This window comes from Pseudomonas sp. Os17 (genome assembly GCF_001547895.1).
Classification (GTDB): domain Bacteria; phylum Pseudomonadota; class Gammaproteobacteria; order Pseudomonadales; family Pseudomonadaceae; genus Aquipseudomonas.
On record NZ_AP014627.1, the window covers coordinates 4516194 to 4528274 of the forward strand.

Sequence of the window (12081 nt, forward strand, 5' to 3'; positions counted from 1 at the left end):
GAGCGCTATGGACTTTACGATTCAACACTTTATAGCCCTGGCGCCGCTGCTGATCACCAGCGCCACCCTTGTGGTGGTGATGCTGGCGATCGCCTGGCGGCGCAACCACGCCCAGACCTTCCTGCTGTCGGTGGCCGGTCTGAACCTGGCATTGCTGTCGATTTTCCCGGTGCTGAAAGTGGCACCGCTGGCAGTGACCCCGCTGTTGCAGATCGACCAGTTCGCCTGCCTGTACATGGCCCTGATCCTGGTGGCCACCCTGGCCTGCGTCACCCTGGCACACGCCTACCTGGGCGACGGCAGCAGCGGCTACCCGGGCAACCGTGAAGAGCTGTACCTGCTGATCCTGCTGGCCGCCGCTGGTGGCCTGGTACTGGTCAGCGCGCAGAACCTGGCCGGCCTGTTCATCGGCCTGGAGCTGCTCTCGGTACCGGTCTACGGCTTGGTGGCCTACGCCTTCTTCAACAAGCGCTCCCTGGAAGCCGGCATCAAGTACATGGTGCTGTCGGCCGCCGGTTCGGGCTTCCTGTTGTTCGGCATGGCCCTGCTCTACGCCGAAGCCGGCAGCCTGAGCTTCAGCGGCATCGGCCAGGCCCTGGCCGCCACCGGGCTGCCAAGCCCGCTGGCACAACTGGGCCTGGGCATGATGCTGATCGGCCTGGCCTTCAAGCTGTCGCTGGTGCCGTTCCACCTGTGGACCCCGGACGTCTATGAAGGCGCTCCGGCTCCGGTTGCAGCGTTCCTGGCAACCGCCAGCAAGGTGGCGGTGTTCGCGGTGCTGGTGCGTCTGTTCCAGCTCTCGCCAGTGGCCAGCAGCGGCGTCCTGAGCAACGTGCTGACGGTGATCGCCATTGCCTCGATCCTGGTGGGCAACCTGTTGGCGCTGACCCAGAGCAACCTCAAGCGTCTGCTGGGTTACTCGTCCATCGCTCACTTCGGTTACCTGCTGATCGCCCTGGTGGCGAGCAAGGGCCTGGCCATGGAAGCCATCGGCGTGTACCTGGTCACCTACGTGATCACCAGCCTTGGCGCCTTCGGCGTGATCACCCTGATGTCCTCGCCGTACAAAGGCCGTGATGCCGACGCCCTGTACGAGTACCGTGGCCTGTTCTGGCGCCGTCCGTACCTGACCGCCGTGCTCACCGTGATGATGCTGTCCCTGGCCGGCATCCCGCTGACCGCGGGCTTCATCGGCAAGTTCTACATCATCGCTACCGGTGTCGAAGCGCACCAATGGTGGCTGGTCGGTTCCCTGGTCATGGGTAGCGCCATCGGCGTCTTCTACTACCTGCGCGTGATGGTCACCCTGTACCTGATCGAGCCGAACCTGCGCCGCGTCGACGCCCAACTGCACTGGGAACAGAAAGCCGGTGGCGTCATGCTGCTGGCCATCGCGGTCCTGGCGTTCTTCCTCGGCGTCTACCCACAGCCGCTGCTGACCCTGGTCCAGCACTCCGGCCTGGCGGGTTGATCGCTTAGGTTTCAACGCAACAAACAAAACGGCACCTTCGGGTGCCGTTTTGCATTTCAGGGCCCTGCCCTCCCCTCTTCCCAGCGAAACTCGGAATCGCCCTTCCTGTCACGTCGACCCGGTCCGACATTCAGCCCGACGCCACGGGCATAAACTGTTGCCAGATCAAACGCGGCGCTCAGCGGGCCTTGACCAAAGCTGTAGCGTCATCCAATTTATACGCAGGAAGCGTATGAAATGAATGCTCTGTTTATTGAACTGCCGGCATTTGCACGATACCGAAGGGACTTCCTTGACGACGAGTTGTTCTGCGAACTGCAGATCGAATTGCTGCGCCACCCGCACGCGGGAGTGCTGATTCAGGGCACTGGCGGCTTGCGCAAGATGCGTTTCATCGATGAGCGACGCAACAAGGGCAGGCGTGGCGGGCTGAGGGTGATCTATTACTGGTGGTCCGGAGGGGCGCAGTTCTGGCTCTTCACCCTGTTCGACAAGGAGCAGATGGACGACCTGCTACCGCAGCAGCGACAACAGCTCAAACAACTGCTGGAACGTGAAATCGAGGCCAGAAGACATGACCAAACGTGACATCTTTTCCGAACTGGTAGAAGGCATCGACGCCCTCACCCAGGAGCGCCAGGGCAAAATCACCCTGCGCAGCCATAAAGTGAAGCTGGACAAGCTGCCCCCCATCACTGCCACCGAGGTGATGAACATCCGCCAGCAACTCAATCTCTCGCGCTCGGTATTCGCCATGTACCTGCGCACCAACACCCGCACCCTGGAGAACTGGGAACAGGGCCGCGCCACACCCAATGCCCAGGCCACCACCCTGATCCGCCTGGTGCAACGCTACCCCGATACCGTGGAGCGCCTAGCCTCGCTGGCCTGAGCACGCTGGTACTGATCTACGGGCAACAAAAAACCCGCACCAGGCGGGTTTCTTGTTGCAGCAAACGCCAACTTAGTCAGCCAGGCGCCAGGTTGTACCGCCCTTGCCGTCTTCCAGAATCACGCCCATGGCGGTGATCTGATCGCGAATACGGTCGGACTCAGCCCAATCCTTGTTGGCACGGGCCGCCAGACGGGCCTGGATCAGCGCCTCGACTTCTGCCGCATCAACCCGGCCTTCGGCGCCGGCCTGCAGGAAGTCATCGGCTTCCAATTGCAGCACACCCAGCACGCTGGCCAGTTCTTTCAGACGTGCCGCCAGACCCGCCGCCGCGTCGATATCGCTTTCGCGCAGGCGGTTGATCTCACGCACCATCTCGAACAGTACGGCACAGGCTTCCGGAGTACCGAAGTCGTCATTCATCACCTGGGTGAAACGTTCGACAAAGGCTTCGCCACCGGCCGGCGCCACTTTCGGCAGCCCCTTGAGCGCATGGTAGAAGCGCTCCAGCGCGCCCTTGGCGTCCTTGAGGTTGTCTTCCGAGTAGTTGATGGCGCTGCGGTAGTGGCTGGCCACCAGCAGGTAACGCACCACTTCCGGATGGTACTTGTCGAGCACGTCGCGAATGGTGAAGAAGTTGTTCAAGGACTTGGACATCTTCTCGCCATTGATGCGGATCATGCCGCAGTGCATCCAGGCATTGGCGTAGGTCTTGCCGGTCGCCGCCTCGCTCTGGGCAATCTCGTTCTCGTGATGCGGGAACTCCAGGTCGCTGCCGCCACCATGAATGTCGAAAGTCTCGCCCAGGCAGCAGGTGGACATCACCGAGCACTCGATATGCCAACCCGGACGACCGTCCCCCCAAGGCGACGGCCAGCTTGGCTCACCCGGCTTGGCAGCTTTCCACAGGACGAAGTCCAATGGATCCTGCTTTGACTCGCCCACTTCGATCCGCGCGCCGATGCGCAGGTCTTCGATCTTCTTGCGCGACAGCTTGCCGTAGCCCATGAACTTGCCGACGCGGTAGTACACGTCGCCATTGCCCGGCGCATAGGCGTAGCCCTTGTCGATCAGGGTCTGGATCATCTTCAGCATGCCCGGAATATGATCCGTGGCACGCGGCTCCATGTCCGGCTTGAGGATGTTGAGGCGCGCTTCATCCTCGTGCATCGCCGTGATCATGCGTTCGGTCAGGACATTGAACGGCTCGCCGTTCTCCTTGGCCCGGTTGATGATCTTGTCTTCGATGTCGGTGATGTTGCGCACGTACGTCAGGTCATACCCGCTGAAACGCAGCCAGCGGGTAATCAGGTCGAAGGCCACCATGCTGCGGCCGTGCCCCAGGTGGCAATAGTCGTACACGGTCATGCCGCACACGTACATGCGCACCTTGTTGCCATCCAAAGGTTTGAAGACTTCTTTGCTCTTGGTGAGCGTGTTGTAGATCGTTAGCACGTTAGTTCCTTGACTGAATCACTGACCCCAGGAGTCGCGCAGGGTCACGGTACGGTTGAATACCGGAGCACCGGGCTTCGAGTCCTTGATATCCGCGCAGAAGTAGCCTTCGCGCTCGAACTGGAAACGGTCTTCCGGCTGTGCGTTGCCCAACGAGGGTTCGGCACGACAACCAGTGAGCACTTGCAGGGAGTCAGGGTTGATGTTGTCCAGGAAACTCGCGCTGTCTTCGGCCTTCTCCGGGTTCGGAGAACGGAACAGACGATCGTACAGGCGCACTTCGCACTCGATGCTGGCAGCGGCCGGCACCCAGTGGATCACGCCCTTGACCTTGCGGCCTTCAGGGTTCTTGCCCAGGGTGTCTGGGTCGTAGGAGCAACGCAGCTCGACGACATTGCCCTCGGCGTCCTTGATCGCTTCGTCGGCGCGGATCACGTAGCTGCCGCGCAGACGCACTTCACCGTTCGGCTCCAGGCGCTTGTAGCCTTTGGGCGGCTCTTCCATGAAGTCGTCACGGTCGATGTAGATTTCACGAGCGAACGGCAGCTGGCGCACGCCCAGTTCTTCTTTCTGCGGATGACGCGGCAGTTCGAGGTTCTCGACCTGGCCTTCCGGGTAGTTGGTGATCACGACTTTCAACGGACGCAGCACGCACATGGCGCGCGGGGCATTCGCATCGAGGTCCTGGCGGATGCTGAATTCCAGCATGCCGTAGTCGACCACGCCGTCGGAGCGGTTGGTGCCAACCATCTCGCAGAAGTTGCGGATCGACGCCGGCGTGTAACCACGACGACGGAAGCCCGACAGGGTCGACATGCGCGGGTCGTCCCAGCCATTGACGTGCTGCTCGTCCACCAGTTGCTTGAGCTTGCGCTTGCTGGTGATGGTGTAGTTGAGGTTCAGGCGGCTGAATTCGTATTGACGCGGGTGCGCCGGTACCGGCAGGTGCTCGAGGAACCACTCATACAGCGGACGATGGCTTTCGAACTCCAGGGTGCAGATCGAGTGGGTGATGCCCTCGATGGCGTCCGACTGACCGTGGGTGAAGTCGTAGTTGGGGTAGATGCACCACTTGTCACCGGTCTGGTGGTGATGAGCGTGACGGATCCGGTACATGATCGGGTCGCGCAGGTTCATGTTCGGCGAGGCCATGTCGATCTTGGCCCGCAGCACGCGGGCGCCGTCCGGGAACTCACCGGCGCGCATGCGGGCGAACCAGTCCAGGTTCTCTTGCACCGAACGCTCGCGGAACGGGCTGTTCTTGCCAGGCTCGGTGAGGCTGCCGCGGTATTCCTTGGCCTGTTCAGGGGTCAGGTCGCAGACATAGGCCTTGCCCGCCTTGATCAGTTCCACGGCCCAGTCGTGCAGCTGGTCGAAGTACTGCGAGGCATAACGCACTTCGCCGGACCACTCAAAACCCAGCCACTTGACGTCGCTTTCAATGGCGTCGATGTACTCCTGGTCTTCCTTGGCCGGGTTGGTGTCGTCGAAACGCAGGTGCGTGACGCCGCCGAACTCCTGGGCCAGACCGAAGTTCACGCAGATCGACTTGGCGTGACCGATGTGCAGGTATCCATTGGGCTCCGGAGGGAAGCGGGTCACGATCTGTGTGTGCTTACCCGAGTCCAGATCCGCCTGGATGATCGGGCGCAGGAAGTTGACCGGCACGGCCGGTCCAGTCTTGGAATTCGAGGTAGGGTCGACAGTGGGCTTGCTCATAGGATCCTTGAACGTACAAGTGCGCGGCCGGACGCGGCCTGATAAATCAAAACGGGTATCATAGCCGATGCTGTCAAGCGCCTGACAGAGCGCAGCTTTAAAACTGCGGCGATTAATGGCCCGGCAGTGAAAAAACAGCCTCGAATTTCGCGGTTGTCACGCTAAACTGCGCTCCTTGGCTGCAGGATGGCCAAATCGGTGCGGACCGCATGCGTGCCCCGCCCCCCAGGATTTTCTTGAAATCGCTTTTCCTTATAAAGAGTACCGACCATGACCCAAGTCAAACTGACCACCAACCACGGCGAGATCGTGCTGGAACTGAACGCCGAGAAAGCCCCGTTGACCGTGGCCAACTTCGTCGAATACGTGAAAGCCGGTCACTATGAAAACACCGTATTTCACCGCGTCATCGGTAACTTCATGATCCAGGGCGGCGGCTTCGAACCTGGCATGAAAGAAAAGAAAGACAAGCGTCCAAGCATCCAGAACGAAGCGGACAACGGCCTTTCCAACGACAAGTACACCGTCGCCATGGCCCGCACCATGGAGCCGCATTCGGCTTCCGCGCAATTCTTCATCAACGTTGCCGACAACAGCTTCCTCAACCACAGCGGCAAGACCGTTCAAGGCTGGGGCTACGCAGTATTCGGTAAAGTGATCGCCGGCACCGAAGTGGTCGACAAGATCAAAGGCGTGGCCACCACCATGAAAGCCGGCCACCAGGACGTACCCGCAGAAGACGTGATCATCGAGAAAGCCGAGATCATTGAGTGATACTGCTGATTTCAGATTTGCATCTGATTGACACACGCCCGGACATTACCCGGGCGTTTCTGGATTTACTCGGTGGGCGCGCTCGCGCCGCCGAGGCGCTGTACATCCTCGGGGACTTTTTCGAGGTATGGATCGGCGACGATGCCATGACCCCCTTCCAACTTTCCATTTGCCAGGCACTGCGGGAGCTGAGCGACAGCGGTACGCAGGTTTTCCTCATGCACGGCAATCGCGACTTCATGCTTGGCCAAGCCTTTTGCAAGGCGGCCGGCGCCACCCTGCTCAAGGACCCCAGCGTCGTCGACTTTTACGGTGAACCGGTATTGCTGATGCATGGCGATAGCCTGTGTACCCGCGACGAAGCCTACATGCGCATGCGCCGCTACCTGCGCAACCCGCTGAGCCTGTGGATTTTGCGGCACCTGCCGTTGCGCACCCGGCGCAAGCTTGCGCGCAAGCTGCGCAACGAAAGCCAGGCCCAGACCCGCATGAAGGCCAACGACATTGTCGACGTGACCCCGGACGAAGTACCGCGGATCATGCGCGAACATGGAGTCGGCACCCTGGTTCACGGCCATACCCACCGCCCGGCGATTCACAAGCTGCAGATTGGCGAGCAGGCCGCCAAGCGCATTGTGCTGGGGGATTGGGACCGTCAGGGATGGGCGTTGCAGGTGGACGAGCAAGGCTTCCAACTGGCTGCGTTCGATTTCGTGCCCACCCAGTTGGCGTTGCCGGACTCGCCTTGAGCGGCGCTTCTTTCGCTGGCACGCCGGCTCCTGCAACAAGGTCATTAGTGTAGGAGCCGGCTTGCCGGCGAAGCGGCCAGCCGGCCTTGCATGCCCCTTGCGGACGCCTTCGCTGGCAAGCCCGCGCCTACGGCAATGGGCGTCAATGCCCCGCCGAAGCCGGGCCGGCCTTGGCGGCGAAGGGTGGCTTGGCCAGCCACACCAGCAGAATCAGGCCCATGAAGCCCCAGCCCAGCAAGGTGAAATAGTCCACGGTCGAGAGCATGTACGCCTGGCTGGTCAGGACTTGATCCAGTTGCGCGTAAGCCTTGCTGCTCGCTCCACCCAGATTGTTCAGCGCATCCCGGGTCACCGGATCGAAGATGCTCATGCTCTCACTCATGTAGGCATGGTGCTGATCGGCCCGGCGAATCCAGATCCAGGTCGTCAGCGACGCCGCAAAGCTACCCCCCAGCGTCCGCAGGAAGGTCGCCAGGCCAGCGCCGTCGGCGATCTGGTGCGGCGGCAGATCGGACATCAGGATGCTCAGGGTCGGCATGAAGAACAGCGCCACGCCAATCCCCATGAACAGCTGCACCAGGGCGATGTGCTGGAAGTCCACCTCATTGGTGAAACCGGCACGCATGAAGCAGCTCAGGCCAATGGCCAGGAACGCCAGCCCGGCCAGCAGGCGCAGGTCGAACCTGTGGGCGTACTTGCCGACAAAGGGCGACATCAGCACCGGCAGGATGCCGATCGGCGCCACTGCCAGCCCGGCCCAGGTGGCGGTGTAGCCCATCTGGGTCTGCAACCATTGCGGCAGGATCAGGTTGATCCCGAAGAACCCGGCGTAACCGCCCACCAGCACAATGGTGCCGATGCGGAAGTTGCGATGGGCGAACAGCCGCAGGTTGACCACCGGATGACGATCGGTCATTTCCCAGATCACGAACACCGCCAGGGCAATCACCGAGATCAGCGTGCCGACGATGATGAAGTTGGACTCGAACCAGTCCAGGTCATTGCCCTTGTCGAGGACGATCTGCAAGGCCCCCACCCCGACGATCAGGCTCAGCAAACCGATGTAGTCCATCGGCTGTCGGCTGGTGACCACCGGCCGCGCCTTCAATTGCTGCTGCACCACCCAGGCGGCGAACAGACCAATCGGCACGTTGATGAAGAAGATCCACGGCCAGCTGTAGCTGTCGGTGATCCAGCCACCGAGTATCGGCCCGGCAATCGGCGCCACCACCGTGACCATCGCCAGCAGCGCCAGGGCCATGCCCCTCTTCGCCGGTGGGTAGACGGCAATCAGCAAGGTCTGGGTCATCGGGTACAGCGGGCCCGCCACCACCCCTTGCAGCACGCGAAAACCGACGAGCTCGGGCATCGAGGTGGAAATGCCGCACAGGAACGAGGCCAGCACGAACAGCAGCGTGGCCCAGATAAACAGCTTCACCTCGCCGAAACGCCGGCTCAGCCAGCCGGTCAGCGGCAAGGCGATGGCGTTGCTCACGGCGAACGAGGTAATCACCCAGGTGCCCTGTTCCGAACTCACCCCGAGGTTGCCGGAGATGGTTGGCAACGCCACGTTGGCGATGGTGGTATCGAGCACCTGCATGAAGGTCGCCAGGGACAGGCCGATGGTGCTCAGCAGCAGGCTGGGCGGCTTGAAAGATGCGTTATTGCTCATCGCGAATCCTTTGGAACAGGGCAGGCACCCCGGCCGTCAGGCAGGCCGGGGTCGACGGATTGGCGAATCAGCGCTGGGCGGTCTTGCCGATGGCCGCGCTGTTGTCGTGAATCAGGCGGGCAATCAGCGTATCGGCCTCACCCAACTGACGATCGTAGACATTGGTGCTGAAAGACGCCTTTTGCGGAGGCTGCTGGGCCAATACCGGGCCGCTCTGGTCCCGCAGGTTGACGTTCACCAGAGTCGACAGGCCAACCCGCAGCGGATGCTTGGCCAGCTCTTCGGCATTCACGTGGATACGCACCGGCACCCGCTGCACGATCTTGATCCAGTTGCCGGTGGCATTCTGTGCCGGCAGCAAGGCGAAGGCGCTGCCCGTACCGGCACCGAGGCTATCGATGGTGCCGCTGTACTTCACATCGCTGCCGTAGATGTCCGCTTCGATCTCGACCGCCTGACCGATGCGCATGTCCCGCAGCTGGGTTTCCTTGAAGTTGGCGTCGATCCACAGCTGGTCGAGGGGAATCACCGCCATCAGCGCGGTGCCCGGCTGGACCCGCTGCCCCAGTTGCACGGTGCGCTTGGCCACATAGCCGGTCACCGGCGCAATCAGGGTACTGCGGGCATTGTTCAGGTAGGCCTGACGCAGTTGCGCAGCCGCGGCCTGCACATCCGGATGGTTGGAAACCACGGTGTCATCCACCAGCGCGTTGGTGGTGTTGAGTTGCTGCTGGGCATTGGCCAGGGCGTTTTGCGCCGAGGTCAGGTCATCGCGAGCGTGGGACAGTTCTTCCTGGGAAATCGCTCCGCTGGCCGCCAGGTTCTTGCGCCGACTGAAGTTCTCCTGAGCCTTCTGCACTTCGGCTTTCTGCGCCGCCACCTGGGCCCGCATGCCATCGACATTGCTGTACAGGCCGCGCACCTGGCGCACCGTGCGCGCCAGATTGGCCTCGGCACTCTGCAGGCCGACCTGGGCGTCGTTGGGGTCGAAGTTGATCAGCACCTGGCCTTCATGCACCAGGTCGCCGTCGTCGGCACCGATGCTGACCACGGTGCCGGTGACCAGCGGGGTGATCTCCACCACGTTGCCGTTCACGTAGGCATCGTCGGTGCTTTCATTCCAGCGCCCGTAGAGTTCATGCCAGGCGAACACGCCCAGGCCACCCAGGATCACCAGGGCCGTAAGCCCCAGCAACATGACTTTGCGCTTGCGCGATTGAGCGCCGTCCGGGGTGTTTTCGGTTGTATGAGTGTCGGCAGTGGCCATGACGAATACCTCGAATTATTTAGTCTGCGGGGCTGGGGTCGGGTTGGCCGAAGCCAGGTTCTGGGCGCCGAAGCCGCCCCCCAACGCCTGCATCAGTTGGATCGACAGATCAATCTGCTGGGCGTTCAGCGTGGCCAGCTGACGCTGGGCCTGGAGCAACTGCTGCTCGATGCTCAGCACATCCAGGTAGTTGCCGATACCGGAACCGAAGCGCTGGACCACGGTGTTGTAGGAGTCCCGGGCAATGTCCGTGGCATGTTGCTGGGCGACGATCTGCCGCCCGATATCCCGCAGCTGCGAGATGCTGTCGCTGACATCCCCCAGGGCGGTCACCAGGGTCTTGTTGTACTGCGCCACCGCCAGGTCGTAGTCGGCGTCCCGGGCATCCAGGTCCGCGCGCAGGCGCCCACCGTCAAAAATCGGCAGCGAAACGGTCGGCGCAATGCTGAAGAAGCGGCTGGCGGAGCCGAACATCGCATCCCCCAGCAACGACTCGGCGCCGGCGCTGGCGCTCAGGTTGAGGTTGGGATAGAAGCGGGTCTTGCTGGCGTCGATGTTCTTGCTCGCCGCTTCCACCCGCCAGCGCGCCGCTACCAGATCGGGCCGGCGCCCCAACAGTTCGGCGGGCAAGGTCGAAGGCAGGGCCACGGCACTGGCCTGCAGAACCTTGGGCCGGACGATGTCGTCGGCCCGACCCGGGCCTTTGCCCAGGAGCACCGCGAGGGTGATCCTGGCGCTCTGCAGCTGCTTCTCGGCGTCGATCAGACTGGCCTGGGCACTGGCCTCCAGGCTTTCGGTCTGCTGGTACTGGTACTGGCTGTCGATCCCGGAATCCAGGCGGCGCCGACTCAGATCGAGCATCTGCCGGGTCCGCTTGAGGTCTTCGTCGGCCAGGTCATGGACGATATGTGCCCGCCCCAGGTCGCTGTAGGCCCTGGCCACATCGGCGGCCAGGGTCAGGCTGGCGGCCTGGCGGTCGATCTCGGCGGCGCGGGCCTGACCCAGCGCGGCCTCCCAGGCCGCACGCTGGCCGCCCCAGAGATCGAAGTTGTAATTGAAGGTGGCGCTGATGTTGCGCACCGTGGAATAAGCACCGCCCTGCCCCAGCGGGTCCTGGTCACGGGCCAGACGCGAACGGCTGACGCCGGCGCTGGCATCCAGGGTCGGCATCCGCTCGGCATCGGCGGCATAGGCCGCGGCGCTGGCCTGATGGGCCCGGGCGCTGGCGATCTGCATGTCCGGGCTGTCCCGCAGGGCTTCCAGGATCAGGCCATCGAGCTGGCTATCGCCCAGGCTTTTCCACCAGTCGCGTTGCGGCCAGGCCGCCGGCGAGAGCTTCACGCCATTGAGCGACTGACCGGTTGCCAGGCTGTGTGCCTCAAGGTTGACGCCGGAAGTCGCCAGGCCACTGTAATTGGCACAACCGGCCAGGCTCATGGCCAACAGCACCAGGCTGACACGTGTACGCAAGGTTTTACTGCTCATTTTTCACCTAAGCGCAGGACAGTGATCGGGTCACCGGCTGCCAGCAAAATTTTCTTGAGGATCTGTTCCAGGGTGCGCAACTCGTCGGGCGTGATGGCACCGGCCAGCTGGTTCATTGCATTGGCGCCGATGTAGGGCAGCCGATCGGCGAGCTTCTGCCCCTCCTCGGTCAGCACCAGGCGCACTTGGCGCCGGTCGCCTTCCGAGCGTTTGCGGGCAAGGAAATCCTTCTGTTGCAGACGATCGAGCATGCGGGTCATCGAACCGCTGTCCAGGGACAGGTGACGACACAACTCGGCCGGGGTATCGACCCCGAACTGGGCCATGATGATCAGCACCTTGAACTGCGCCGCCGTGATGCCGTGGGGCTCCATGTGCGTGTCGATGATCCGGTCCTTGAGCAAGGCGGCACGCCCCAGCAACAGGCCGAGATGGCAATTGTGAAAGTCGTCGGGTTCGAAATGCTTCATCTGACCACCAGTTAGCTGCCTAGGCAGAGAGTGTGTGTCGAGATATTACTGCCTAGGCAGAGAATGTCAACGCAGTAGTTAGCTTGCTCTTTATTTGTTTGATAAACGGCGCAGCACGCCGCCTTGA

Annotated in this window: 11 protein-coding genes; 5 read left to right on the forward strand and 6 right to left on the reverse strand. The window is 62.2% G+C overall.

The window, feature by feature from the left end; all coding sequences use genetic code 11:
• The first annotated feature begins 7 nt into the window (after positions 1–7).
• From nuoN to POS17_RS19825, 3 genes are all read left to right on the forward strand, one after another.
• Positions 8–1471 (forward strand): NADH-quinone oxidoreductase subunit NuoN, encoded by a 1464-nt coding sequence (gene nuoN / locus POS17_RS19815; RefSeq protein ID WP_015636299.1) that lies wholly within the window; start codon positions 8–10, stop codon positions 1469–1471.
• A gap of 237 nt (positions 1472–1708) precedes the next feature.
• Entirely contained in the window at positions 1709–2059 is a 351-nt protein-coding gene (locus tag POS17_RS19820) for a hypothetical protein (protein ID WP_060840140.1), read from the forward strand.
• Positions 2046–2363 (forward strand): helix-turn-helix domain-containing protein, encoded by a 318-nt coding sequence (locus tag POS17_RS19825; protein WP_060840141.1) that lies wholly within the window; start codon positions 2046–2048, stop codon positions 2361–2363. The genes POS17_RS19820 and POS17_RS19825 overlap by 14 nt, the downstream gene beginning before the upstream one ends.
• Before the next feature lie 72 nt (positions 2364–2435).
• Here the strand turns inward: POS17_RS19825 and cysS are convergent, their stop codons facing one another.
• Both cysS and POS17_RS19835 read right to left on the reverse strand, forming a co-directional pair.
• Positions 2436–3818, reverse strand: coding sequence for a cysteine--tRNA ligase (gene cysS / locus POS17_RS19830; RefSeq protein WP_060840142.1), 1383 nt, complete (start codon positions 3816–3818; stop codon positions 2436–2438).
• Between the two features lie 18 nt (positions 3819–3836).
• Positions 3837–5537 (reverse strand): glutamine--tRNA ligase/YqeY domain fusion protein, encoded by a 1701-nt coding sequence (locus POS17_RS19835; protein WP_060840143.1) that lies wholly within the window; start codon positions 5535–5537, stop codon positions 3837–3839.
• Positions 5538–5807: 270 nt separating this feature from the next.
• Between POS17_RS19835 and POS17_RS19840 the strand changes: the two genes are divergently transcribed.
• Together POS17_RS19840 and POS17_RS19845 are read left to right on the forward strand one after the other, a co-directional pair.
• Positions 5808–6311 (forward strand): peptidylprolyl isomerase, encoded by a 504-nt coding sequence (locus tag POS17_RS19840; RefSeq protein ID WP_060840144.1) that lies wholly within the window; start codon positions 5808–5810, stop codon positions 6309–6311.
• Positions 6308–7060 (forward strand): UDP-2,3-diacylglucosamine diphosphatase, encoded by a 753-nt coding sequence (locus POS17_RS19845; RefSeq protein ID WP_060840145.1) that lies wholly within the window; start codon positions 6308–6310, stop codon positions 7058–7060. The genes POS17_RS19840 and POS17_RS19845 overlap by 4 nt, the downstream gene beginning before the upstream one ends.
• Positions 7061–7202: 142 nt before the next feature.
• Here the strand turns inward: POS17_RS19845 and POS17_RS19850 are convergent, their stop codons facing one another.
• The 4 genes from POS17_RS19850 to POS17_RS19865 all read right to left on the reverse strand — a co-directional run bounded on the left by POS17_RS19850 (position 7203) and on the right by POS17_RS19865 (position 11954).
• A complete protein-coding gene (locus POS17_RS19850) occupies positions 7203–8732 on the reverse strand; it encodes a DHA2 family efflux MFS transporter permease subunit (protein ID WP_060840146.1) in 1530 nt (509 codons plus the stop codon).
• Positions 8733–8799: 67 nt separating this feature from the next.
• The gene (locus tag POS17_RS19855) at positions 8800–9999 is read right to left on the reverse strand and encodes an HlyD family efflux transporter periplasmic adaptor subunit (RefSeq protein ID WP_060840147.1); all 1200 of its coding nucleotides are present in this window, start codon (positions 9997–9999) and stop codon (positions 8800–8802) included.
• Between the two features lie 15 nt (positions 10000–10014).
• Positions 10015–11484 carry an efflux transporter outer membrane subunit gene (locus POS17_RS19860; protein ID WP_060840148.1) on the reverse strand — a complete coding sequence of 490 codons (1470 nt, stop codon included), beginning with the start codon at positions 11482–11484 and terminating at the stop codon, positions 10015–10017.
• Positions 11481–11954 carry a MarR family winged helix-turn-helix transcriptional regulator gene (locus POS17_RS19865; RefSeq protein WP_016965731.1) on the reverse strand — a complete coding sequence of 158 codons (474 nt, stop codon included), beginning with the start codon at positions 11952–11954 and terminating at the stop codon, positions 11481–11483. The genes POS17_RS19860 and POS17_RS19865 overlap by 4 nt, the downstream gene beginning before the upstream one ends.
• Positions 11955–12081: the final 127 nt, after the last annotated feature.

Bases quoted from the DNA above. Each gene is read 5' to 3' on its own strand.
- POS17_RS19825 (WP_060840141.1), top strand. From the start codon at position 2,046: ATGACCAAACGTGACATCTTTTCCGAACTGGTAGAAGGCATCGACGCC.
- POS17_RS19820 (WP_060840140.1), top strand. From the start codon at position 1,709: ATGAATGCTCTGTTTATTGAACTGCCGGCATTTGCACGATACCGAAGG.
- nuoN (WP_015636299.1), top strand. From the start codon at position 8: ATGGACTTTACGATTCAACACTTTATAGCCCTGGCGCCGCTGCTGATC.
- POS17_RS19850 (WP_060840146.1), bottom strand. From the start codon at position 8,732: ATGAGCAATAACGCATCTTTCAAGCCGCCCAGCCTGCTGCTGAGCACC.
- POS17_RS19835 (WP_060840143.1), bottom strand. From the start codon at position 5,537: ATGAGCAAGCCCACTGTCGACCCTACCTCGAATTCCAAGACTGGACCG.
- POS17_RS19840 (WP_060840144.1), top strand. From the start codon at position 5,808: ATGACCCAAGTCAAACTGACCACCAACCACGGCGAGATCGTGCTGGAA.
- POS17_RS19855 (WP_060840147.1), bottom strand. From the start codon at position 9,999: ATGGCCACTGCCGACACTCATACAACCGAAAACACCCCGGACGGCGCT.
- POS17_RS19860 (WP_060840148.1), bottom strand. From the start codon at position 11,484: ATGAGCAGTAAAACCTTGCGTACACGTGTCAGCCTGGTGCTGTTGGCC.
- POS17_RS19865 (WP_016965731.1), bottom strand. From the start codon at position 11,954: ATGAAGCATTTCGAACCCGACGACTTTCACAATTGCCATCTCGGCCTG.